A 22,305-nucleotide genomic window follows, 5' to 3' on the forward strand; every position below is an offset into this window, starting at 1 on the left:
AGGGCGCGGTTTATCACTGACGTTGCCCCCCTCATCCGACCCTTCGGGCCACCTTCTCCCCGGCGGGGAGAAGAAACATGCGGCAACGTTGTGCCGCATGACGGCTTCTTCGCATCAAGCCGAAACGGCCAGCTCGCGTCTTTCACGATCCGCGATGATCGATAGATCGAGCACCTTCTGCAGATTGGCGGCATGACGGAAATCCGGATCGGCGGGGCCGCCTTCCATGACGGCCTTGGCGAATTTTTCGTAATTCGTCGGCACGGGGTCGACATCGATCGTCTTCCAGATCGCCTTTTCCACATCCTCGCCGATGCAGGCGCGCAGGCTGGAATAATCCGGCGTGTGGGTCACTTCCAATGCGCCCTTGTCGCCATGGATGCGCAAGCGAAGTTCGTTCAGATGCCCCGTCGCCCAGCGGCTGGCATGGATGACGCCCATGGCGCCGTTTTCAAGCTCGGCGGTCATGGTGAAGCTGTCATTGGCGTCGAGGTCGTAGACGCCAATTTTATTGCCTTCATATTTGTCGAAGGTTTTCAGCCGCGTGAAGATGCGCTCCACATCGCTGCCCGCGCCATAGGAGGCGAAGTCGAGAATGTGGATGCCGACATCACCAAGCACGCCGTTCGAGCCATGCTTGGTGGAAAGCCGCCACAGCCATTTGCTCTCCGTCATCCAGTCGCCCCAGGCCTTGGAAACGAGCCAGCTCTGGAGATAGGAAGCTTCCAGATGCCGCACCTTGCCGATCTTGCCTGAAAGCACCATCTCACGTGCCGCCTGCAAGGGGGCGACGTTGCGATAGGTGAGATTGACCATGGCGACGAGGCCGGATTTTTCCGCCGCATCGGCCATTTCAACGGCCTTGGCGTAATTCTCCGCCAACGGCTTTTCGCAGAAGACATGTTTGCCGGCCGCCAGAAGCTTCAGGCTGGTCGGGTGGTGGATGGCGTCCGGCGTGACATTGGCCGCCGCGTCGAATTCACCCCAGGCAATCGCATCATCCAGCGAGGTGAAGGAGAGTGGAATGTTGTGGCGCAGCGCAAAGCCCCGCACCACCACATCGTCCACATCCACCGCAGCGACGAGTTCGACGCCGGGGATTTCCGAAAAATGTGTGGCATGATGGTTGGCCATGCCGCCGGTTCCGAGAATGAGAAGTCTCATGGTTTTTTACCTGTAACCTGCTTCGCCTGCCTTGTGCAGCTTGGGGCCGCGTTCCTCTATTGGCTCAAGCGCCTTGTCGACGGGAACATTGGGGGCGTCGTGAATACTTTTCAGTGCGCCAACGGGATTATGGGCCCATTTCACCGAGTTGCTGATGACCTTCTGGACATTGGCGTCGTGATAGGTCGGATAGGTCTCGTGGCCGGGACGGAAATAGAAGATATTGCCCGCGCCACGGCGCCAGGTGAGACCGGAGCGGAAGACCTCACCGCCCTGGAACCAGGAGATGAAGACGGTTTCCAGCGGCTCCGGCACGGAGAACTGCTCGCCGTACATTTCCTCGTTTTCCAGCTCGAAATGTTCCGGCAGGCCGGCGGCAATCGGGTGGCGCGGATTGATGGTCCACAGGCGCTCGCGTTCGCCCGCCTCACGCCATTTCAGTGCACAGGGCGTGCCCATCAGCCGCTTGAACGGCTTGGAGAAGTGGCCGGAATGCAGGACGATCAGGCCCATGCCTTCCCAGACGCGTTTGGCGACGCGCTCGACGATCTCGTCCTGCACCGCGCCATGGTCCTTGTGGCCCCACCAGACGAGAACGTCGGTCTTGTCGAGGCGCTCCTGCGAAAGCCCATGTTCCGGCTCCTGCAGCGTGGCGGTAGTGGCGTTGATCTCAGGATTCTGGTTCAGCGCGTCGGCGATGGTGTTGTGCATGCCGTTTGGATAGATCGAACGCACCGTCTCATTGATGTGTTCGTGGATATTTTCGCCCCATACAACGGTGTTGATGGTCATTTTCATGCTCCTCGGTAAAAGCCGGTACCTTGGGTGAGCCCGGCGAAAGTTGAAATTTCAGGCGGCACCCCGGGCGGGGTTGCGGGCAAGCGCCCGGCCTTCGGTGTCGAAACGGTGGATCTGCGCCGCATCCGGCACAATGGCGATGCGTTCACCGGCCGTGCGGCCGGTCACGCCCTCTTCGCGAACGACGACGGGTTCACCGGCGCCGATCTCGACATAGATATAGCTGTCCGACCCGAGCATTTCCGAATGCACGATCTCGCCGCTCCAGCCGCTGCTGTCGGTGGTGATGGTGATGTGCTCTGGGCGGATGCCGATGGTTTTCGCGCCTTCCGTCTCGGCATATTTGCCTGACAGGAAGTTCATCTTCGGCGAACCGATGAAGCCGGCGACGAAGGTATTGACCGGGCTTTCGTAAAGTTCCAGCGGCGTGCCGATCTGCTCGACCCTGCCGTCACGCAATACGCAGATACGGTCGGCCAGCGTCATGGCCTCGACCTGGTCGTGGGTAACGTAGATCATCGTCGTGTCATGCATCGAGCGGTGCAGCTTGGCGATTTCCAGACGCGTGGCGACGCGCAGCGCCGCATCGAGGTTCGACAAAGGCTCGTCGAACAGGAAGACCTTCGGATCGCGCACGATGGCGCGGCCGATGGCGACACGCTGACGCTGGCCGCCGGAAAGCTGTTTCGGCAGGCGTTCCAGATAGGGCGTGAGCTGCAGCATCTCGGCCGCCGCTTCGACGCGCTTCCTGCGCTGTTCCTTGTCCGCGCCTGACAGTTTCATGCCGAAGGCCATGTTTTCGAACACGGTCATATGCGGATAAAGCGCATAGGACTGGAAGACCATGGCGACGCCCCGCTTGGCGGGCGGCAGGCGGTTCACCGTCTCGCTGTCAAACGAAAGCGTACCGCCGGAAATTTCTTCCAGCCCGCAGATGAGGCGTAAAAGCGTGGATTTGCCGCAGCCGGAGGGGCCGACGAAGACCATGAATTCGCCGGAGCGGATGTCCATGTCGATGCCCTTGATGACATCGAAGGCGCCGAAGGATTTGCGAAGATCGCGCAGTTGAATGGTGGTCATGATGTTTCTCCTAGCCTTTGACGCCGCCGGCGGTGAGGCCGGAGATGATGCGTCGCTGGAAGATCAGAACGAGGACGACGAGCGGAGCGGTGACGATGACGGACGCGGCCATGATCGTTCCCCAGGGGATTTCGAACTGCGAGCCGCCCGACAGGAGTGCGATGGCGACCGGCACCGTGCGCTGCTCGTTTGATGAGGTGAAGGTGAGCGCGAAGAGGAACTCGTTCCATGCCGCGATGAAGGCGAGAAGCCCTGTCGTGACGAGCGCCGGCCACATCAGCGGCATGAACACCTGGGTGATGATGACCCAGGGCGTTGCGCCATCGACGATCGCCGCTTCCTCGATCTCGATCGGCAGGTCGCGCATGAAGGTTGTCAGTACCCAGACCGTGAAAGGCAGGGTGAAGATCATGTAGGAAAAGATCAGCGCGAGCGGTGTGTTGAAGATGCCCGCCCAGCGGATCAGTTCGAACAGGCCGGCGAGAACCGCGATCTGCGGGAACATCGAAACCGACAGGATGGTGAGCAGCAGCAGTGAGCGGCCACGGAAGCGGACCCGGGCGAGAGCATAGGACGCCGTTACCGCAAGGAACAACGAGAGTATGACAACGGAAGATGCGACAAACAGCGAATTGCCGAGATTGCGCAGGAACGTGCCGTTGCCGATGACGAAGCTGTAATTGGTCAGCGAGAAGTCACGCGGCCAGTAGTTGACCTGGAACAGTGCCGAGCCGGATTTCAGGCTTGTCAGGATCGCGTAATAAAACGGGAATACCGAAATCACCATGATGACGGCGACCAGCGCATAAAAAGCGGTGGTCTTGAGGATGCTTGGCAGGGTCATCGCGCGGCTCCATCGGTGTTGACGCGCCCGAGCCACATGTAAATCACGGTGATCGAGGCGATGATGAGGAACAGCATGGTGGAGGCGGCGGCGCCGTAGGAGAACTTATCGAAATCGAACAGGTTCTCACGCGCCAGCACCGACATGGTGCGGGTCTGGGCGTTGTTGGGCGTCAGGATATAGATGAGGTCGAAAACGCGCATTGCATCCAGCATGCGGAAGATGACAGCGACCATGAGGGCTGGGCGGATCATCGGCAACGTGACGCGGAAGAATACCTTGACGGGATGAATGCCATCCACCTTTGCCGCCTCATACATGTCCTTCGGCACCATTTGCAGGCCGGCGAGAATGAGCAGCGCCATGAAAGGCGTGGTCTTCCAGATATCGACGATCAGCACGGCGATCATCGCAGTCTCGGGATTGGCCGTCCAGGCGATCTTGCTGGAGATCAGCCCGAGATTGAGGAAGAGGTCGTTCAATATGCCGAACTGGTCGTTCAGCATCCACGCCCACATCTGCGCCGAAACGATGGTGGGAATGGCCCAGGGCACGAGGATCGCGGCACGGACGAGGCCGCGTCCCTTGAATTCGGCATTCAGCACCAGCGCGACGATGAGGCCGAGCACGGTTTCGAAGCTGACGGAAAGGATGGTGAATTTGAGCGTGTTGAGAACCGCGCCCCACCATGCGGGATCGGCAAGCAGGCCGCGATAGATGGTGCGGCCGCTGCTGAGCGTGATCCAGGTGAGGTAGTTCTTGAGGCCGACAAACTGCGCACCCTCGAGATTGGTGAGCGAAGCGTCGGTGAGGCTGAACCACACGGTGCGCACCAGCGGCCAGCCGGCCACCAGCGCCAGCACCAGAAATGTGGGGGCAAGAAACAGCCAGGCGGATTTCAGACGTTCCGACTGCAGGTCAGAGCCGGTGCCGGCTGCCGCGACCGGTCTTTGAAGGGCAATATCGTTCATGGGGATATCTCGCGGTTGGGGCGCGGGAGACGATCAGTCAAGACCGCCTCCCGCGCGGGCCGGATTACCAGCCGTTGCCTTTGAGATCGGTCAGTTCAACCTCGAGAAGTTCGAGATTTTCCGCTGCCGTGCCGTTGCCGGAGAGCGTGTTGTGCACGGCGCCCCAGAACTTCGCCGAAACCTCGTTATATTTCACCTTGGCCGAGGCGGAAGGACGCGGAACGGCGGTCTGGAAGATGGGCTTCCATGTCGGCATGAAGGGCTGCGCGGCTGCGACATCCTTGTCATCGTAAAGCGAAGCGATCGTCGGCATGTTGGAAAGCTGGATCGCGCGCATCTTCTGGGTGTCTTTCGACGCCAGGAATTTCACCAGCTGAATGGCTGCTTCCTGATCGTCGGAATATTTCGAAACGGCGAGGTTCCAGCCGCCGAGTGTCGAGGCAGGGGCTTCGCCTTCCGCACCTGCCGGCAGCGGGGTGACGCCGAACTTGCCCTTGATGGCGCTGTCGTCGCCATTACCCAGTGCATAGGCATAGGGCCAGTTGCGCATGAAGACGGAATTACCGGTCTGCCAGACGCCGCGCGCTTCCTCTTCCTTATAAGCGAGTACGCCCTGCGGCGCGATGGTGCCGACCCAGCCCTTGGCGGTTTCGATGGCGGCTGCGGCCTTCTCATTGTTGACGGAGATATCGCCGTTGGTCTCGACAATATGGCCGCCGCCGGCGGAAGCGATCCATTCCAGCGCGTTGCAGGTCAGGCCCTCATAGGCGCTGCCCTGAAAAACGAAGCCCCAGAGGTCCTTCTGTCCGCCTTCGCGCTCCTTGTCCTGGATTTCCTTGGCGGTCTCGCTCAGTTCCTTCCAGGTCTTCGGCGGCTGCTTGCCGTATTTCTCCAGAAGATCCTTGCGATAGAAGAGCGCCGGCGCATCGGTGAACATCGGCATGGCGACGAGCTTGCCGTCGACCGTCTGCGAGGCGACGATGGAAGGGAAATGATCGCCGATGACATCCTTTGTCGCTGCGGTCAGATCCACGAACTGATCGGCCAGCTGCGGCGCCCAGATCACGTCCGTCTGGTAGACGTCGACATCCTTGTTGCCGGCGGCAAGCCACAGCCGGTACTGGCTGAACTGTTCGCTTGAAGATGACGGCATGGTGACGAGATTGACCTTGTGACCGGTCTCTTTTTCGAAGGCGGCGATCCGTTCGCGGAAGAACGCGACGTTCTTGCCGGTCGAATTGGCGGCGATGGAAAGCTCGGCCGCCTGAGCCGAAACGGCGGCGGAAAACACGGTCCCGCACAGGAACAAAGTCTTCATGGAAATATTCATTGTCAAACTCCTCCGTTGACGCTTCCGATTGTCCTCAAAATTGAAAGCGCTTTTGACTGACGCGAGGCTCTCAAAAGCCGAGCAATCTGTCAATACTCTTTCTAATCCCCCGGAAATCGGCTGTTTTTGCCTGCAATTTTTCGGCGTTTGCCTTTGAGAATAATCAACTGTAAGGTTTCAGGTGGAGGAAAATTGAAATCGTTTTCAATTTTTGTCGGCTTGAAAAATCCGCGGCGGCGACGCATGCAGGGGCAAATTGGCAAAAAATTATGAAGCTCAAGGAATTCGCAGAGAAAGTCGGGCTCTCGCCTACCACCGTCAGCCGGGCGCTGGGCGGCTACCCCGAGGTGCGCGAGGAAACGCGGCGGCGGGTGATGGAGGCTGCGCTGAAATATGGCTACCGGCCGAATGCCAATGCCGTCAGGCTGGCGACCGGTAGGGCAGGCGCCATCGGCGTTGTCATGGGGCGCTCGGGCGGCGGGCATTTCTTCTCGGAATTCATGGGCGGCATGGCGACTCGGCTGGAAGGGGAAGAGACCGATATTCTCGTCAGCGTCACCGTCGATAATGATCTTGACGAGGAGCTGGCGATTTTTAGCCGGCTCGCGGCAAGCGGCCGGGTGGATGGCATCATCGTGCATTCGCCGCGGCCGGAGGATGAGCGTATCGCGCTGCTCAACCGGCTGGGTGTGCCTTTCATCGTGCATGGCCGTTCGAAGACGCCTTTCGAACATGCCTGGCTCGATATCGACAATCATGACGTCACCTATCGCCCGACGATCCATTTTCTGGAGCGCGGCCATCGGCGCATCGCCCTTATCAACGGTCCTGTCGGGCGCACTTTCGTGCAGGATCGTGAACAGGGTTTTCGCGAGGCGCTGGCGACCCATGGCATTACGCCCGATCCGCGTTTCATGATGAATGAGCATTTCAGCGAGGAGACGGCCTTTCGTTTCGCCCGCTCCCTTCTGGAACAGACGCCGCGCCCGACCGCCTTTGTCGCGGGTGCGATGATGACGGCGCAGGGCGTTTATCGCGCTGCCACGCAGATGGGGCTGACGATCGGCAGGGATGTCTCCGTTATCGCCCATGATGACGTGTTTCCCTATCTCACGCCGCAAAGCATGATGCCGCCGCTTTCCACCACCCGTTCGCCCATGCGCATGGCGGGCATGCGGGTGACGGACCTGCTTTTGCAGATCATCGGCGGCCGGCCCATGAGCGAGGTTCAGGAACTGTGGCCGGTGGAGCTGATTCTGCGGGAATCGGTTGGCCCTGCCTGAGCTTGTCGGCATAGCTCACTGATTCCACTCCATTTTGTGAACGTCAGTTGATAGCGTTCGCCTTTCGTCATCTATACGTCCGCGTCGTCTCATGTATAATCGAAACGGTTACGGGCGTTATGGAACAGGACCCGGGCCGGCGCGTTGAGGGGACGTGCCGAAGGAGGTGGACGGATGTTTGAATTTTTAAAACCGCAACAGCAGACTGTGATCGACGATGTTGAGGCGACCGGCACCTATGCCGATGCGCTGCTCAACGTTCCGAGCCCTGAACTCACCCGTTCGACAGCCCGCGAACATGGTCATGAGGCCCATTCCCGCGACTATTGCGAAAATCGCGATATTTCCCGCAATGCGCTCGGTTTTGCCTGAGCCGTCGCAAAAATCCTCCAGAAAAGGAACGGACAAGGCCGTCCCTGCGTTTTCCTGTACGACCCGCAGGGCGGCGCAACCGGACCGAAGGGACCTGAGCGGCATTTGACCGATAGGCGAATTGGGTGTTGCGCCGCCCGACTGGCGATGGCGCAAAGGCGTTGTCCCGAGAGATGAAAACGCGGGGCTGCCGACATTTGGCGGCCAGGTGCGTTATATCAGGAGGCCGCAATGCCGACCGTTCCCGTGGAACCCTATCCCGAACCGCCAATGCCCGTGCCGCCCCAGCCGGATATTCCGCCGGTGGAAGAGCCGGAACCCGATCGACTGCCGGATGAGGCGCCGACGCCCAATCCCGATGAAAATGACGGGCCGCCGAAGGTGCTTTAGGAAGCCGGCGAAACGGATGCCTCCCCGGGCGCCGCACTCTCGAATTTCTTGCTGACGAAAGCCGAATCCTTCAACCCGAAGCGCCAGGGATATTCCGCCGCGCGGCTGATGCCGATGCGTCGGCCGCTGGTAAGGGCGGCGGCTTCTTTCGGCAGCGCCAGGAAAAACGGCGGTGCGTCCAGCGGTGCGCCGTCCATGTCTCCCGTAATGGCCAGAGCCTGGCAAAGTCGGCCCGGGCCCGAGCAGAGAAGTTTAAGCTTGTCAGTTCCCCGCCGCAGTTTCATCATGTCTATACCGGTCAGCGGCTCGATGGCGCGCAGAAGTACGGCGGAGCCGGGGGCGCAGACGAAATTGGCGCACCAGTGAATGCCGTATGACCGGTAGACATAAAGACGGCCGGCCGGGCCGAACATTGTCCTGTTGCGCGGGGTCTGCCCGTTGAAACTGTGGGATGCCGGATCGTCCGGATGATATGCTTCGGTTTCCACGATGATGCCGCCCACATTGCCGATGCGGAACTCCGCCCCGATGAGGGCGCGGGCCACATCCACCGCATCGCGCAGGAAGAAACCCTCCTGCATTTCCGGGCCAAAGGCCTGATTCATCTGGAACCCTTCCGCTCTGCCGCCGTTGTGAATTCAGGTTCTAACCGTTTTTCCAGCATCGGATTCGTGCCGGTGCTTTCAAGCCGGAGGGCATGTCATGCAACTTTCGACGACCTATGTAAAACGCAATAACGGGGCTATCTCCGTCGAGTTCGTCGGCAGCGACGGCGATCAGGTCTCGGTTCGCCTCGCCGACGGTCTGGAGGGGATCGATGATGCCGAGGCCATCAGGCGGGCGAGCGCGGTGATGGTGCAGTTGACCGCCTTCGGAACGCGCCATGGCGCGGATGCGCCTGCGCAGTTTTCCGCTCTCAGCACCGCGCAGGATGAGGCTCCGCACGGGCAGGCGAGCGCCCGCACATCGAAGGATCGCGACGTTCTCGAGGAGGAGCTGGAAGAGGGGCTGGAGGATAGTTTTCCGGCAAGTGACCCCGTTTCGGCGACAGTCACATCCATCGCGTCCCGAAAAGGAGGGTTGTGATATTGGCCGGTCGCAAAGTCGCTCTGATAACCGGCGCAGGCTCCGGTATTGGGCGCGCCGCCGCCCTTCATCTTTCGACGAAGGGTTTCTCGCTCGGTCTGCTGGGCCGCACCGAATCGGAATTGAACGGTGTCGCGCGTGAAGTAGACGCCGCATCCGGCTCCTCGAAGGTCCTCGTGGCCGATATATCGGATGAGACGGCCATGCGTCATGCAGTCGCAGGGCTGGTTGAGGATTTCGGCCGGCTTGATGTCGTGGTGGCCAATGCCGGCGTCAACGGTGTCTGGGCGCCCATCGATGAATTGAAGCCTTCCGAGTGGGACGATACCATCCGCATCAACCTGCGCGGCACCTATCTCACCGTCCATGCCAGCGTGCCGCATCTGAAAGCCGCCGGCGGCGGCTCCATCGTCATCATTTCGTCGATTAATGGCACCCGCACCTTCACGTCACCGGGCGCTACCGCCTATTCCGTAACGAAGGCCGGGCAGCTCGCCATGGCGCAGCAACTGGCGTTGGAGCTTGGGCGGCACGGGATTCGTGTCAATGCGGTGTGTCCGGGCGAAATCGAAACCGCAATCGATGAAAATACCGACATACGCGGGCGCGAAAGAACCGAGGTTCCGGTCCGTTTCCCGGCGGGAGACATCCCCGTGACCGGCGGCGTGGCAGGAACGAGCGAGGATGTCGCCGCGCTGATCGGTTTCCTGGCGTCGGACGCCTCTCGCCACATCACCGGAACGCCGGTGTGGATCGATGGCGGCCAGGGGCTACTGCGATAATCCCCCCCGGCGGCTTGCACTGCCTGCCGCCCTTCACGGGCTTGTGTGCCTATGATTAACGAATGGGTAACGTCTGTTCACGAGACTTTGTCCATAAGCGAGGTTGCCGTGTTGTGGCCACCTTCGATAGTTAAGCGTCTGCCGGAACGGCGGACAAATCAGGCGGGCAGAACGATCCATGGGCATGAAGGCATTGCTGGATTTCGCGGTTGCGGGGTTGCGGCAAAAGGTAAGGGCAGGCGTAAGAATAGCTGCGGTCGTTGCGATCGGCGGCGGCCTTGCCGCGTGCACCTCCATGGGCCTCGATAGCGTCAAGAAAGACCCGCCGAAACTGTCGTCCAAGATGATGGCGCAGATGTCGGCCAAGAGCATGCGGCCTGAAAGCCCGGTTCTCGTTCGCATCTTCAAGCAGGAGAGCGAGCTCGAAGTCTGGAAGGTCGACAAGACCGGAAATTACGCGCTGCTCAAGGCCTACCCCATGTGCCGCTGGTCCGGAAAGCTCGGCCCGAAGATGAAGACGGGTGACCGGCAGGCGCCGGAAGGCTTCTATCATGTCTCGGCCGGCATGCTGAACCCGAATTCGCAATATTACGTCTCCTTCAATCTCGGTTATCCCAACCGGCTGGAATCGGCGCTCGGTTATACCGGTGAGGCGCTGATGGTGCATGGCGCCTGTTCTTCTTCCGGCTGCTACGCCATGACCGACAGCCAAGTGGGCGAGATCTACGCCATCGTCGCGCGGGCGCTGCAGGGCGGGCAAGACCGCTTTCAGGTTCAGGCTTATCCCTTCCGCATGACCGCGAGGAACATGGTGACGCATCGGGACGATCCCAACATGCCGTTCTGGAAGACGCTGAAGGAAGGTTATGACTATTTCGAAGTGACGCGCCGGCAGCCCAAGGTTTCGGTCTGCGGCCGCCGCTATGTCTTCAACAGTGAATTTGCCGAAGGCGAGCCAGCCGATCCGCTGGCGGCCTGCCCGCCGGCCGTCAACCAGCAGGACCCGCAGGTGGCGTCGAAACTGGTTGAAGAGCAACAAAAACTTGCCGCTGCGATGAACGAGGGAACTTCCGCCCCGCTCAGCGCGTATGTAGACGGCGGCATGCATCCGAGCTTCCGGGCCATTCTGAAATCCAGCGGCGCCAAGGCCATGGCATCGCAGGTTTCCGGCACGAAGTACCCTATCAGCCGCCCAGAGGCGGCGCTGGCAGACCCCTTTGCCAGCGTGAGATGACGTAAATGAGGTTTTTCAATTGAACGAGACGACGACAACCCGGCGGGGTTTCCTGCTTGGAGCAGGTGGACTGGCGCTTGCCGGCCTTGCGGGCTGCAACACAACGGCGCGTGAGGCGACCCGGCCCGCGGCGCCTGCCGAAGACCCTATGTATGCCATGATGTATGCCGCCAAGCCGGACGAGCAGTTCCCGCTGCCGGAAATTCCCTACAAGCGGATTCCGCGCCAATTCCTGCGGCAGATGGTGGCGAACCCGACCGGCGAGCGCCCCGGTGTCATCGTGGTCGATACCGCCAATCACTTCCTCTATCTGACCTATGAGAACAATCAGGCCATGCGTTATGGCGTCGGCCTTGGCCGCGCCGGTTTCGAATGGTCGGGTCGCGGCGTCATTCAGTACAAGCGGCAATGGCCGCGCTGGACGCCGCCCGATGAAATGATCGCCCGTCAGCCGGAACTCGAACCCTATAGCAGCCGCAATGGCGGCATGGAGCCGGGCCTCAAGAACCCGCTCGGCGCGCGTGCGCTCTATATCTTCAAGGATGGCAAGGATACGATCTACCGTCTGCACGGTTCGCCGGAATGGTGGACCATCGGCAAGTCGGTATCGTCCGGCTGCGTGCGCCTGCTGAACCAGGATATCATCGACCTTTATAACCGTGTGCCTAACGGTACGCCGATTGTGGTGACGGCGCTTGGCCCGGCGCAGCAGGGTGTGCCGATCGGCCAGGAAGGCGTTCCCGTCGCGCAATATGGCAATGGTGTGATCGGCGACGGCCTGTCGCAGCCGACGCAGCGCTATTGATGGCGAAAGCCTTGTCTCACGGCGCGGACGCGCCGTGGCCGGATGCCGGCTCAACGCCGGCATAACGCGAGGCGATATTCTCCCGCTTCACCATCCGCATTCAGGCAACCCGGCGCGTCGCTTCCGGGCTGCCGGCCATTTCCACGTCCAGGCGAAAACGCGAGACCAGTGCGCGCAGCTTTGCCGTTTCGGCGGCAAGCGTGGCTGAGGCGGCGGTGGATTGTTCCACCATGGCGGCATTCTGCTGGGTGGCCTGATCCATCGAGTTCACGGCTGCGTTGACTTCGGCAAGACCGGTCGATTGCTCGGCGGCCGATGTGGCGATCGCGTTCATGTGGAGATCGATGCCGGCGATACGTTCGCCGATATCCTTCAGCGCGGCGCCGGTATCGAGAACCAGCTTCACCCCGCTTTCCACCTCCGCCGACGATTGGCGGATATGGTCGCGTATTTCGCTTGCGGCCTTTGCCGCGCGCTGGGCGAGATCGCGCACCTCCTGCGCCACCACGGCAAAACCCTTGCCGGCTTCGCCGGCGCGGGCGGCCTCCACCCCGGCATTCAGCGCCAGAAGATTGGTCTGAAAGGCGATTTCGTCGATGACGCCGATGATGCCGGTGATCTGCCGCGACGAGGCTTCGATGCGGCGCATCGCCTCTTCGGCATGGCCGACCACCTCAACCGATTTCAGGGCGCTCTGGTTGGCGTCTGCGGCCGCAAGCCGGGCTTCTGCCGCGCGTTTGTTGGCGTTCGATACGTTGACCGTGATTTCATCGAGCGCGGCAGCCGTCTGTTCGAGCGAGGCGGCCTGATTCTCCGTGCGGCGGGAAAGATCGCCGGCGCCGGCGGCGATCTCGCGGCTGCCGCCGTCGATCATGCCGATGCCATCGGAAATGGCGAACAGCGTTTCGGCCAGTTGCCGGACCGAGCTGTTGAAATCATGGCGCAGGGCTTCGAATTGCGGCGCGAAGGCGTCGTCGAGCTGGAAGGCCAGATCGCCCGACGCCAGCCGCTTCAGGCCGGCCGCGAGGCCGGAGGTGGCGATGCGCAACCGTTCGGAAGCGTCTTCCTCCGCCTGCCGCCGGGTAGTTTCCTGATCGGCTTCCGCCTGTCGGCGAACGGCGGCGGCCTGCTCCTCAAGTGCCCGGTTGGCGATGGCCGCCTGCCGGAATATCTCGACTGCACCGGACATGGAGCCGATCTCGTCCTGGCGGTCGGTGCCGGAAGGCGGTTGCGACGTATCGCCGGCTGCGAGATTTTCCATATTCTTCGACAATTGCAGAACGGGACGGATGATCGACCGGCGGGTGAGAAGGAAAAGCCCAACGGAAAAAAGCGTGGCGAGAACCAGCAGCCCCTTCAAAAGGAGGTTGATGGTTGCCTTGGTCTTTTCGCTTTCGGCCGAGGCCGCATCAGACAGGGCGTCGATCTGGTCGCCGGCCGTTTCCATCGCTTTTTCCAGCGCTGAAAATTGCCGCATGAATTCGGGCATCAGCTTGAGGGCCTCCTCCTGGCGGGAGCCGGCAAGGCCGACAACCGCATTGGCGGCATCGATATAAGCAAGGAGCGGTTTTTCGACGCCGTCGATGACGGCCTTGACTTCCGTACCCGCCGAAAGAGACCTGTTCTCGTCGATCATCTTCCGGAAGGAGGCTTCATGTTCGGTGAGATCGGCTTTGACCGCATCGAGGCTCAGGCCCATATTTCCGTTGGATGAAAGAATGGCGGCGAGCACGTCAGAACGCAGCGCGTCATGCATCATGTCCGCCTGCATGTGGTTGCGAAGGACATCGGCCGAAAACGCCACATATTCGCTGTTGCGGTTGAGGGTATCCGTGGCCCACATGCCGACACCCGCGGCGCTGCCGGTGATGAAGAAGATTGCGACGCTTGCCAATATTGTCTTCTGCTGAATCGACGCCATGGGACGTTCCCGCGCTGTTGGTTATACTGCAGAAAAATAATAGAGTATGCTTAATAAATGATCTATTTCTTCTAAGCGCTTGATAAAAGCAAAAAAGGCTGCAATTTGTATTGCAGCCTTTTCTTTATTAGAATTTTATACTTTTAATTTGCCCTTTTCAGCGCGTCACCGAGGATGGAGACGATGTCGTCGAAATGGGATTTTTCGGCGATCAGCGGCGGCGAAAGGGCGATGATGTCGCCGGTAACGCGAATGAGCAGGCCGCGTTCGAAGCAATCCACGAAAACATCATAGGCGCGTGCGCCGGCAGCACCGTCGCGCGATTGCAGCTCGATGCCGGCGATGAAGCCGATGGTGCGGATGTCGATGACATTCGGCAGGCCCTTCAGGGAATGGATGGCGTCGTGCCAGACATCCTGCAATTCGGCCGCGCGGGTGAAAAGGCCCTCATCGCGATAGATGTCGAGCGTCGCGATGCCGGCGGCGCAGGCGACTGGGTGGCCGGAATAGGTATAGCCGTGGAACAGCTCGATCTGGTTTTCCGGCCCATGCATCAGCGCATCATGCACCTTGCGGCTGGTGAACACCGCGCCCATCGGGATCGCGCCGTTGGTCAGTCCCTTGGCGGTGGTGACGATATCGGGCGTAACGCCGAAATAGTTGGTGGCGAAGGTGGAGCCCATGCGGCCGAAACCGGTGATGACCTCATCGAAGATCAAGAGGATGCCGTGCTTGTCGCAGATGGCGCGCAGGCGCTCCAGATAACCCTTCGGCGGCACCAGCACGCCGGTGGAGCCGGCGACCGGTTCGACGATGCAGGCGGCGATGGTTTCCGCGCCATGCAGGGCGACCAGACGTTCCAGATCATCCGCAAGCTCGGCGCCGTGCTCGGGCTGGCCCTTCACGAAGCTGTTTTTCGCCGGATCATGGGTGTGACGCAGGTGGTCTGCGGGAATTTGCGGGAAAACACGACGGTTGTTGACGAGGCCGCCCACGGAAATGCCGCCGAAGCCGACGCCATGATAACCGCGCTCGCGGCCGATCAGGCGGCTGCGGGTGCCCTGGCCGATGGCGCGCTGATAGGCGATGGCGATCTTCAGCGCCGTATCGACCGATTCCGATCCGGAGCCGGTGTAGAAGACACGATCGAGTTTTGCACCTTCCGGGCCGGGCGCAATTTCCGCCAGCCGCTCGGCGAATTCAAAGGCAACCGGGTGGCCCATCTGGAAGGAGGGCGCGTAATCCATGGTCGAAAGCTGGTGCTTGACGGCAGACGCGATCTGCTGACGGCCGTGGCCGGCATTGACACACCAAAGGCCAGCCGTGCCGTCGAGAACCTGGCGGCCGTCATTGCTGGTGTAATACATGCCCTCTGCGCTCGTCAGCAGGCGGGGATTGGCCTTGAACTGCCGGTTGGCGGTAAACGGCATCCAGTAGCTGTCGAGGGAGGTGGAATTGGATCGGCTCGGGTTGTCCATGGTGGTCTCCTGTTCGCTTCAGGTGATTGAATGCTATTTTCGCGACTGAACAAGCCCTTTTCTCTCTGTGGCCAAGCCATTGAAAATACTGTAGGTGTCAACACGAATTTTCGATATTTCGAACAAGGGCAACGGGGGATTGCGCATGTCGGTGGATATAGGCGGTCGTTTGCGTCATTTGCGGCTGCGCCACAATATTTCCCAGCGGGAACTGGCAAGGCGTGCCGGTGTCACCAATTCGACGATTTCGCTGATCGAATCCAATACCTCGAACCCCTCCGTCGGCGCGCTGAAACGCATTCTTGACGGCATACCGATCGGCCTTGCCGAGTTTTTCGCTTTCGAGCCGGAGACGAGCCGCAAGGCTTTTTACCGGGCGGATGAGCTGGTCGAAATCGGCAAGGGGCCGATATCCTTCCGGCAGGTGGGGGAGAATGTCTTCGGCCGCAGCCTGCAAATCCTCAAGGAATGTTACCAGCCGGGCGCCGATACCGGCAAGGTGCCGCTGGTTCACGATGGCGAGGAGGGAGGAATCATCCTCTCCGGACGGCTGGAAGTGACGGTCGATGAAGAGAGGCGGGTGCTCGGGCCGGGCGACGCCTATTATTTCGAAAGCCGCAGGCCGCATCGTTTCCGTTGCGTCGGTCCCGTGCCCTGCGAGGTCATCAGTGCCTGCACACCGCCAACCTTCTGATTCCAGCGGTTTTTGCGCCGCCTAACGCTCTTGGGACGGTCAAGTCGGGGCAATTCGGTAAAAAATGGCCGGCAGCTACGGCAATTTTGCGTGGCTGCCATGACTAGAATGCAGTTTATTGCCACTCTTTTGCCGTGTTTGCGCCCCTTTAGCAATTTTTCCATCGCTTTTTCTTGGCGGCCTGGCAATGTCAGGCAAAAAAATCCCTACGGATATGTCAAATTTTATATGCATTGCCACAATCTTGCTGCGATGCAAAAAAATTTTATATTCTGTTACAGACGTGGCTGTTCTTAACGTTCCTGTCTCATCACGCCAAGTCATAAGAAACACATAAGAAAAGACTGTCGCCGGCGCAAATCCCAATACATGCCCGGGTGAAACCCATGCTCTCAACACATGGCCTTCGGCACATTTGTTGCTTTTTTATGCAACCGTTAATATTGCCCGGACGTTGATCGGCCGCTCGCGCAAGAAATCGCATAGACGGTCATGGGCAATGTGCCTTACAAAAAATCCATTAGCATCAAATTCCGAACACAGACTTGTTATCTCCTTTAGACGGAAAGACGCGCCTCCGGGCACCGACCAATCGCAAAACATAAATGGAGTTCTCTCTATGAAGTCCGCGACCCAATCGGCTGAACAGACACTCAGCAGCTCCGAAGATTTCGATGTCAGTTTCCCTATCGGGGGCATCGCAAAACGCAGCTTCGATATGACGTCGGCTGCGCTTGCGCTGCTCATCTTCAGCCCGATATTCCTGTTGATCGCCGCACTGGTGAAAATGTCCGATCCCGGCCCGATCTTTTACGGTCACCGGCGTGTGGGACATAATGGCCGCTATTTCCATTGCCTGAAATTCAGGACGATGGCGATGAACGGCGACGAGATTTTGCGGCAATATCTTGCCGCCAATCCGGAAGCCGCCGAAGAATGGCGCGCTACCCGCAAGCTCAAGAACGACCCGCGTGTTACGGCCGTCGGCGCCGTGCTTCGCAAGCTTTCGCTCGACGAACTGCCCCAGCTCCTCAATATCATCCGCGGTGAAATGAGCGTGGTTGGCCCGCGCCCGGTCGTCGATGAGGAACTGAGCTATTATGAAAGCGCTGCCGCTTATTATCTCAGCACCCGTCCGGGCCTGACCGGCCTGTGGCAGATCAGCGGCCGTAACGACGTATCCTACAAGACCCGCGTCGCTTTCGACACGCAATATGTTCAGAACTGGTCGATGCGGCAGGATGTCTTCATCATCGTCAAGACCATTCCCGCCGTGTGCCTTTCACGCGGAAGCTACTGAAAACCGATATTGAGTTCGGCTTTATCGATCTTCGTTTCGACACGCACCCCGACCGGGATCCCAAGTCCGGTCTTCGGGTGCGTCATTGGTGCTAATCATAGCGGCCGCTTTTGGCGGCGCGGCCTTGTCCGGTTGCGCCACGGCCTGATCGCCTGCGTGCGATCCGCTAACAGGGAGTTTCCCCGATGAACGGCTTTTCTGCCGCCCGCCCGTTTGTGGCTCTCGTACTCGCCGCTTCCGTCGCCCTCACCGCGCCGCTCTCCGCACCGGCTGCGGATGGCGCTCAATATAAGCTCGGCACCGCCGACAAGCTGCGCATTCGCGTTGCGGAGTGGCAGCCGGCCGATGGCAGCATCCGCAACTGGGATGTGATCAATGGCGATTATTCCGTCGGGCCATCAGGTGCGCTGTCCCTGCCTTTCATCGGTCAGCTGGATGTCGCGGGCAAGACGCCATCGGAGGTCAGCGAACAGATCGGCGCGCAACTTCAAAGCAAGTTCGCCCTTCGCAATCTGCCTTCCGCTTCCGTCGAGATCGCCCAGTTCCGGCCGATTTTCCTGAGCGGCGATGTGCAGACGCCGGGTGAATATCCCTATGCCGCCAATCTCACCGTGCTGAAGGCAGTCAGCCTTGGCGGCGGCCTGCGCCGTTCGGATGCCGGGCAGCGTTTTGCCCGCGACTTCATCAATGCCCGTGGTGATGCCGCCGTTTACGACAACCAGCGGGCAAGGCTGCTGGCGCGTCAGGCGCGGCTGGTCGCCGAGGTCAAGGGCGACACGACCATTGCCAAGACGCCCGAGATGGAAAAGATCGCCGAGATCGACGTGCTGCTGGCCAGCGAAAGCGCGCTGATGAAATCGCGCACCGAGCGTTACACCCTGCAGCTCAAGGCGCTGACCGACCTGCATGCGCTGTTGCAGAGCGAAGTCGAATCCCTGAAGAAGAAATCCGAAACGCAGAACCGCCAGCTTCAGCTTGCCAATGAGGACCGCGACCGCGTCAATCGGCTGAACGAGCAGGGGCTTGCCCTGTCGCAGCGGCGTATTTCCGCGGAGGAGCGTGCCGCGGAAGTGGAATCCAACCTGCTCGATATCGATACGCAGTCGCTGCGCGCCAAGCAGGATATCAACAAGGCGACCCAGGACGAGATCAACCTGCGTAACGACTGGGTGGCGCAGCGCTCCAAGGAATTGCAGGACACGGAGGCGGAGCTGGACAAGCTCAATCTGCAACTGACCACCAGCCGTGAGCTGATGTCGGAGGCGCTGGCGCAATCGGCAGAAGCGATCCGTTTCGATCCGTCGGGCAAGTCCGCGACGATCAGCTATGTCGTGGTGCGTGAGGAAAACGGCAAACCGAAGGAGCTGAAGGTGGATGAAAACGCCATGCTCCAGCCCGGTGATGTCATCAAGGTCTCGTCTGAAATCCTGATGCAGTGAGGTTTCAATGCGGATCGCCAAATCGGCGCTGATCGATCCCGAACGCAATGAGATTTACGGAATGGCGGCGGTTGCGCTGTCATTCTTCGTCTTCGCTTACTCGTCGCGTTTCGGGCAAATCTCGGTTCTGGCCTATTATGGCATGTGGCTGCCGCTGGTGGTGGTCGATTACCGGCGCGTACTCGGCAATTATCCGCGCTATCTCTGGATATTCGCCTTCGGTATTCTGACCGTGCTGTCCAGCTTCTGGTCGGAGGCGGTATCAGTGACCATGCGCGCCTCCATCCAGTATATGACGCATATCGTCTGCGCGCTGATCGCCATGCGGGTGATCTCCATCCGGACGCTGACGCGCGGCGCGCTGATCGGCATCGCCGTCGTTCTGCTCTATTCCCTGCTGTTCGGTATCTATCTCTTCGATGCGCTTGACGGTACCTATAGTTTCGTCGGCGCTTTCTCCTCCAAGAACCAGCTCGGCTTTTATGCCTCGCTCGGCGTCATTTTTGCTGCCGCATCGGTGCTGGTGCTCAAGCAAAGGGGCATCTGGCTGCCTGTGGCGGGCGTCACCGGGCTCCTGTCGGCCTACAGCCTCCTTGCGTCCCAATCGGCCACATCCACTATTACCACGGCGGCGGTGGTCGCCCTCATCATCGGCTTCATTCCCATCGGCATGCTTTCGCCGGCGAACCGCAAGATGACGTTTTTCGCGCTCGGCGGTCTCGGCGCATTGCTGGCGGTCGCGTCCCTGCAATTCGGCCTGCTGGACGCCATTCTTGGCATTTTCGGCAAGGATTCGACGCTGACCGGCCGAACTTACCTCTGGCAGCAGGGTATCGAGGCGGCGAAACAGACACCGATCCTCGGCGTCGGTTATCAGGGGTTCTGGGTTGCGGGTTTTCCCGATGCCGAACGGTTGTGGAACGATTTCTTCATTACCGGCCGCAGCGGCTTCCATTTCCACAATACCTATATCGAAACCGTGGTGGAAAACGGCTTCGTCGGCATGCTGCTGCTTGGCATGGTGCTTTACGGAACCTTGCTCGGGCATCTGCGCTCGGTGCTGATGCGCAAGAGCGATCCGCAGGGCGTTATCCTGTTTGCGATCTGCGCGCTGTTTGTCGTGCGCTCCTTCGTGGAGATCGACATCATCTTCCCTTATCAGATCGGCTCGTTCCTGCTTTATTTCGCGGCCGGGAAACTGTGCCTCCCGGCAAGGGCTGCGGAGGGGAGCGTTCACCTAACTGGAGTTCGTGGCGGTTTCTCTCTCCGTCATTCCGGCCTTGAGCCGGAATCCAGCCAGCCCAAGTCCTTGGGCTGAAAGAACTCGTCTTCGCCGCGCGAGAGCCGCGTCGGCTGGGTTCCGGCTCAAGGCCGGAATGACGAAGGCGAGGTGGTTCTAAAGATAATCCGCTGAGACATGCGGACTGGCGTGGATGAAACTCCACATATCCTTGCTGACCGCGACGATATCGGCGATGGATTTTTCGAGGTGCTCGATTTCCTTCTCGTCCATGCGCTCCACCTTGCCGTAACGTACCTGGCTGTCATCCTCCACCAGCCGCATAAGCTGCGTGCTGGCGATCTCGCCCTTCTCGTCAAACGAATAGATGCAGTGGTTATATTTGTTGCGGGTTTTCGCTTCCTTCTTCAGCCGGGCCATGATGGAAAGAATGGTCTTGCGGTCCTTTGCATCGGTGGAGGGAAGCTTCGCCAGGCGTTCGATGATATCCATGCGCGCCCGCGTGGTGTTGAGCGTCAGGAACACGACGATGGCAGCTTCCTTCTCCACTTTCAGGAGATGGACGATCAGATAGATCATCAGGCTTTCGGTGTTGGTCCACACATAATTCAGCCTGCCGACCAGCAGCAATACATCCGACATCGCCGCCATGCCGCTTCTCCCGCCCGACGAAACATATTCGGAGATTATATGCCGACCGCCGCGGAAAAGACAGTGTAGGTTACTGATATTTCTTCATCTTTCCTTGAAAGCACGTGACATGCTGTCGGAGATCGGTTTGGTCAGATATTCGAAGAAGGTACGCTCCGAGGTCTGGATCAGCACGTCGGCCGGCATGCCCGGCACGGGGTGGAAATTATGAACCTTGGCGATCTCCTCGTCGGGCACCTGCACGCGCACGATATAGACATCCTTGACCTGAAGGCCGGCATTTTCCTCGATACTGTCGGCCGAAACGTAAAACACCTTGCCGTTCAGAACCGGCGTGGTGCGGCGGTTCAGCGCCGATAGGCGGATCGCAGCGGTCTGACCCTCATGCAGCTGGTCGATGGAGGTTCTGAGAACCTGCGCTTCGAGGATCAGGGGAACATGCGCCGGCAGGATTTCCATGATCGGCTTGCCTGTCGTAATGACGCCCCCTGCCGTATGGTAATAGGACCGCACCACAGTGCCGTTGACGGGGGAGCGGATGACGGTGCGTTCCAGCACTTCGGCGGCGCCGCGCACCTGCTCGCGGACGCTATCGAGATCGGATTCGGCAGTTTCCAGCGCATCGAGAGCGGCCTGCTTGTTGGCGTTGACCGCTATGATGGCCTCCTGCTTGAATTTGGCGATCTCCGCTTCGCTCTGGTTCATTTCGCCGCTCAGGCGGGCAATGTCGCCCATGGCGTCGGCAATGGCGCGCTCCAGCGCCAGCATGTCCGTCTTGCGGATGACACCGTCCTTGGCGAGCTTTTCCTTGGAATCGCGCTCCTGGGTCAGAAGCGCCAGCTGCCGGTCGAAGGCCTGCTTCTGCCCATCGTAACCAGCATAACGGAACTCCAAGGACCGGATGTTCTTTTCGATCAGGTTCAACTGCTCCTCAAGCTTGATGAGCTTGCTGTGGAACACGACGTTCTGGCTCTGGATGATGGCGTTGATATCCGGATCGCCGGCTTCCTTCATGACGATGTCAGGCACCTTGAAGCTTTTTTCGCCCTGTGCTTCGGCACGCAGCCGCGTCACGATGGTTTCAAGGCGAAGACGGCGGAGCTGCAACATGCGTTCATTGGCCAGCGCGGTCGTCTTGTCGAGCGTTAGCAGCACGTCGCCTTCCTTGACGGTATCGCCTTCGCTGACCATCATTTCCTTGATGATGCCGCCTTCCAGATGCTGGACGATCTTGTTGTTGCCGGTGGCGACGAAGCTGCCCTGAGCGATGATGGCGGAGGAGAGCGGTGCGGTGCCCGCCCAATATCCGAAACTGCCGAAAGAGGCGAGCAGGACCGCAAGGCCGATGGAGCTGTGCAGCCGGATGGAGCGCGGCACCTCGCTATACCATTCGAGCTGGCCCTGGGGTTTGATTTCCGCGACGGCATTTTTCTTCTTGAACAT

The 22,305-nt window shown here is 59.9% G+C and carries 22 protein-coding genes; 11 read left to right on the plus strand and 11 right to left on the minus strand.

The annotated features are described in order from the left end of the window. Positions 1-114: 114 nt before the first annotated feature. The 6 genes from N5D22_RS26370 to N5D22_RS26395 form a co-directional block, all read right to left on the minus strand. Positions 115-1,164 (minus strand): Gfo/Idh/MocA family oxidoreductase, encoded by a 1,050-nt coding sequence (locus tag N5D22_RS26370; protein ID WP_279658863.1) that lies wholly within the window; start codon positions 1,162-1,164, stop codon positions 115-117. Between the two features lie 6 nt (positions 1,165-1,170). After that, the gene (locus N5D22_RS26375; protein ID WP_279658864.1) at positions 1,171-1,956 is read right to left on the minus strand and encodes a ThuA domain-containing protein; all 786 of its coding nucleotides are present in this window, start codon (positions 1,954-1,956) and stop codon (positions 1,171-1,173) included. Positions 1,957-2,013: 57 nt separating this feature from the next. Next, complete coding sequence (locus N5D22_RS26380) at positions 2,014-3,042, minus strand: ABC transporter ATP-binding protein (protein WP_279658865.1); 1,029 nt, start codon at positions 3,040-3,042, stop codon at positions 2,014-2,016. Positions 3,043-3,052: 10 nt separating this feature from the next. Beyond that, the gene (locus tag N5D22_RS26385; protein ID WP_279658866.1) at positions 3,053-3,886 is read right to left on the minus strand and encodes a carbohydrate ABC transporter permease; all 834 of its coding nucleotides are present in this window, start codon (positions 3,884-3,886) and stop codon (positions 3,053-3,055) included. Then, positions 3,883-4,857 carry a sugar ABC transporter permease gene (locus tag N5D22_RS26390; protein ID WP_279658867.1) on the minus strand — a complete coding sequence of 325 codons (975 nt, stop codon included), beginning with the start codon at positions 4,855-4,857 and terminating at the stop codon, positions 3,883-3,885. The genes N5D22_RS26385 and N5D22_RS26390 overlap by 4 nt, the downstream gene beginning before the upstream one ends. A gap of 64 nt (positions 4,858-4,921) precedes the next feature. Then, complete coding sequence (locus tag N5D22_RS26395; RefSeq protein WP_279658868.1) at positions 4,922-6,187, minus strand: ABC transporter substrate-binding protein; 1,266 nt, start codon at positions 6,185-6,187, stop codon at positions 4,922-4,924. Positions 6,188-6,456: 269 nt separating this feature from the next. Between N5D22_RS26395 and N5D22_RS26400 the strand changes: the two genes are divergently transcribed. The 3 genes from N5D22_RS26400 (at position 6,457) to N5D22_RS26410 (ending at position 8,232) form a co-directional block, all read left to right on the plus strand. Then, on the plus strand, positions 6,457-7,470 hold the full coding sequence (locus N5D22_RS26400; protein WP_279658869.1) for a substrate-binding domain-containing protein: 1,014 nt from the start codon (positions 6,457-6,459) through the stop codon (positions 7,468-7,470). Between the two features lie 174 nt (positions 7,471-7,644). Beyond that, positions 7,645-7,842 carry a hypothetical protein gene (locus N5D22_RS26405; protein WP_279658870.1) on the plus strand — a complete coding sequence of 66 codons (198 nt, stop codon included), beginning with the start codon at positions 7,645-7,647 and terminating at the stop codon, positions 7,840-7,842. 231 nt (positions 7,843-8,073) lie between these two features. Further along, entirely contained in the window at positions 8,074-8,232 is a 159-nt protein-coding gene (locus N5D22_RS26410; protein ID WP_279658871.1) for a hypothetical protein, read from the plus strand. Here the strand turns inward: N5D22_RS26410 and N5D22_RS26415 are convergent. Next, on the minus strand, positions 8,229-8,837 hold the full coding sequence (locus N5D22_RS26415) for a DNA-3-methyladenine glycosylase (protein WP_279658872.1): 609 nt from the start codon (positions 8,835-8,837) through the stop codon (positions 8,229-8,231). The genes N5D22_RS26410 and N5D22_RS26415 overlap by 4 nt on opposite strands. A 97-nt stretch (positions 8,838-8,934) precedes the next feature. On the opposite strand from N5D22_RS26415, the gene N5D22_RS26420 reads away from it, so the two are divergent. From N5D22_RS26420 to N5D22_RS26435, 4 genes are all read left to right on the plus strand, one after another. Continuing rightward, complete coding sequence (locus N5D22_RS26420) at positions 8,935-9,318, plus strand: hypothetical protein (protein WP_279658873.1); 384 nt, start codon at positions 8,935-8,937, stop codon at positions 9,316-9,318. After that, positions 9,315-10,100, plus strand: coding sequence for an SDR family NAD(P)-dependent oxidoreductase (locus N5D22_RS26425; RefSeq protein ID WP_279658874.1), 786 nt, complete (start codon positions 9,315-9,317; stop codon positions 10,098-10,100). The genes N5D22_RS26420 and N5D22_RS26425 overlap by 4 nt, the downstream gene beginning before the upstream one ends. Positions 10,101-10,278: 178 nt before the next feature. Next, positions 10,279-11,334 carry a murein L,D-transpeptidase gene (locus N5D22_RS26430; RefSeq protein ID WP_279658875.1) on the plus strand — a complete coding sequence of 352 codons (1,056 nt, stop codon included), beginning with the start codon at positions 10,279-10,281 and terminating at the stop codon, positions 11,332-11,334. Between the two features lie 19 nt (positions 11,335-11,353). Beyond that, a complete protein-coding gene (locus N5D22_RS26435) occupies positions 11,354-12,139 on the plus strand; it encodes a L,D-transpeptidase (protein ID WP_279658876.1) in 786 nt (261 codons plus the stop codon). A 100-nt stretch (positions 12,140-12,239) separates the two neighbouring features. Here the strand turns inward: N5D22_RS26435 and N5D22_RS26440 are convergent, their stop codons facing one another. Next, positions 12,240-14,060, minus strand: coding sequence for a HAMP domain-containing methyl-accepting chemotaxis protein (locus N5D22_RS26440; protein ID WP_279658877.1), 1,821 nt, complete (start codon positions 14,058-14,060; stop codon positions 12,240-12,242). 143 nt (positions 14,061-14,203) lie between these two features. Then, positions 14,204-15,538: an aspartate aminotransferase family protein gene (locus N5D22_RS26445; protein WP_279658878.1), complete on the minus strand. Its 1,335-nt coding sequence runs from the start codon at positions 15,536-15,538 to the stop codon at positions 14,204-14,206. A gap of 145 nt (positions 15,539-15,683) precedes the next feature. On the opposite strand from N5D22_RS26445, the gene N5D22_RS26450 reads away from it, so the two are divergent. From N5D22_RS26450 to N5D22_RS26465, 4 genes are all read left to right on the plus strand, one after another. Then, on the plus strand, positions 15,684-16,232 hold the full coding sequence (locus tag N5D22_RS26450; protein WP_003523802.1) for a cupin domain-containing protein: 549 nt from the start codon (positions 15,684-15,686) through the stop codon (positions 16,230-16,232). A gap of 619 nt (positions 16,233-16,851) precedes the next feature. After that, positions 16,852-17,532: a sugar transferase gene (locus N5D22_RS26455; protein ID WP_279658879.1), complete on the plus strand. Its 681-nt coding sequence runs from the start codon at positions 16,852-16,854 to the stop codon at positions 17,530-17,532. A gap of 185 nt (positions 17,533-17,717) precedes the next feature. After that, the gene (locus N5D22_RS26460) at positions 17,718-18,971 is read left to right on the plus strand and encodes a polysaccharide biosynthesis/export family protein (protein ID WP_279658880.1); all 1,254 of its coding nucleotides are present in this window, start codon (positions 17,718-17,720) and stop codon (positions 18,969-18,971) included. A 7-nt stretch (positions 18,972-18,978) separates the two neighbouring features. Next, a complete protein-coding gene (locus N5D22_RS26465; RefSeq protein ID WP_279658881.1) occupies positions 18,979-20,289 on the plus strand; it encodes an O-antigen ligase in 1,311 nt (436 codons plus the stop codon). Positions 20,290-20,367: 78 nt separating this feature from the next. On the opposite strand, the gene N5D22_RS26470 is transcribed toward N5D22_RS26465, so the two are convergent. Together N5D22_RS26470 and N5D22_RS26475 are read right to left on the minus strand one after the other, a co-directional pair. Continuing rightward, positions 20,368-20,862 carry a hypothetical protein gene (locus N5D22_RS26470; RefSeq protein WP_279658882.1) on the minus strand — a complete coding sequence of 165 codons (495 nt, stop codon included), beginning with the start codon at positions 20,860-20,862 and terminating at the stop codon, positions 20,368-20,370. 84 nt (positions 20,863-20,946) lie between these two features. Beyond that, positions 20,947-22,305 carry an HlyD family type I secretion periplasmic adaptor subunit gene (locus N5D22_RS26475; protein ID WP_279658883.1) on the minus strand — a complete coding sequence of 453 codons (1,359 nt, stop codon included), beginning with the start codon at positions 22,303-22,305 and terminating at the stop codon, positions 20,947-20,949.

It is taken from the genome of Agrobacterium sp. GD03872 (genome assembly GCF_029840625.1).
Classification (GTDB): domain Bacteria; phylum Pseudomonadota; class Alphaproteobacteria; order Rhizobiales; family Rhizobiaceae; genus Agrobacterium; species Agrobacterium fabrum_A.

Bases quoted from the DNA above. Each gene is read 5' to 3' on its own strand.
- N5D22_RS26370 (WP_279658863.1), bottom strand. From the start codon at position 1,164: ATGAGACTTCTCATTCTCGGAACCGGCGGCATGGCCAACCATCATGCC.
- N5D22_RS26375 (WP_279658864.1), bottom strand. From the start codon at position 1,956: ATGACCATCAACACCGTTGTATGGGGCGAAAATATCCACGAACACATC.
- N5D22_RS26380 (WP_279658865.1), bottom strand. From the start codon at position 3,042: ATGACCACCATTCAACTGCGCGATCTTCGCAAATCCTTCGGCGCCTTC.
- N5D22_RS26385 (WP_279658866.1), bottom strand. From the start codon at position 3,886: ATGACCCTGCCAAGCATCCTCAAGACCACCGCTTTTTATGCGCTGGTC.
- N5D22_RS26390 (WP_279658867.1), bottom strand. From the start codon at position 4,857: ATGAACGATATTGCCCTTCAAAGACCGGTCGCGGCAGCCGGCACCGGC.
- N5D22_RS26395 (WP_279658868.1), bottom strand. From the start codon at position 6,187: ATGAATATTTCCATGAAGACTTTGTTCCTGTGCGGGACCGTGTTTTCC.
- N5D22_RS26400 (WP_279658869.1), top strand. From the start codon at position 6,457: ATGAAGCTCAAGGAATTCGCAGAGAAAGTCGGGCTCTCGCCTACCACC.
- N5D22_RS26405 (WP_279658870.1), top strand. From the start codon at position 7,645: ATGTTTGAATTTTTAAAACCGCAACAGCAGACTGTGATCGACGATGTT.
- N5D22_RS26410 (WP_279658871.1), top strand. From the start codon at position 8,074: ATGCCGACCGTTCCCGTGGAACCCTATCCCGAACCGCCAATGCCCGTG.
- N5D22_RS26415 (WP_279658872.1), bottom strand. From the start codon at position 8,837: ATGAATCAGGCCTTTGGCCCGGAAATGCAGGAGGGTTTCTTCCTGCGC.
- N5D22_RS26420 (WP_279658873.1), top strand. From the start codon at position 8,935: ATGCAACTTTCGACGACCTATGTAAAACGCAATAACGGGGCTATCTCC.
- N5D22_RS26430 (WP_279658875.1), top strand. From the start codon at position 10,279: ATGGGCATGAAGGCATTGCTGGATTTCGCGGTTGCGGGGTTGCGGCAA.
- N5D22_RS26440 (WP_279658877.1), bottom strand. From the start codon at position 14,060: ATGGCGTCGATTCAGCAGAAGACAATATTGGCAAGCGTCGCAATCTTC.
- N5D22_RS26445 (WP_279658878.1), bottom strand. From the start codon at position 15,538: ATGGACAACCCGAGCCGATCCAATTCCACCTCCCTCGACAGCTACTGG.
- N5D22_RS26450 (WP_003523802.1), top strand. From the start codon at position 15,684: ATGTCGGTGGATATAGGCGGTCGTTTGCGTCATTTGCGGCTGCGCCAC.
- N5D22_RS26455 (WP_279658879.1), top strand. From the start codon at position 16,852: ATGAAGTCCGCGACCCAATCGGCTGAACAGACACTCAGCAGCTCCGAA.
- N5D22_RS26460 (WP_279658880.1), top strand. From the start codon at position 17,718: ATGAACGGCTTTTCTGCCGCCCGCCCGTTTGTGGCTCTCGTACTCGCC.
- N5D22_RS26465 (WP_279658881.1), top strand. From the start codon at position 18,979: ATGCGGATCGCCAAATCGGCGCTGATCGATCCCGAACGCAATGAGATT.
- N5D22_RS26470 (WP_279658882.1), bottom strand. From the start codon at position 20,862: ATGGCGGCGATGTCGGATGTATTGCTGCTGGTCGGCAGGCTGAATTAT.
- N5D22_RS26475 (WP_279658883.1), bottom strand. From the start codon at position 22,305: ATGTTCAAGAAGAAAAATGCCGTCGCGGAAATCAAACCCCAGGGCCAG.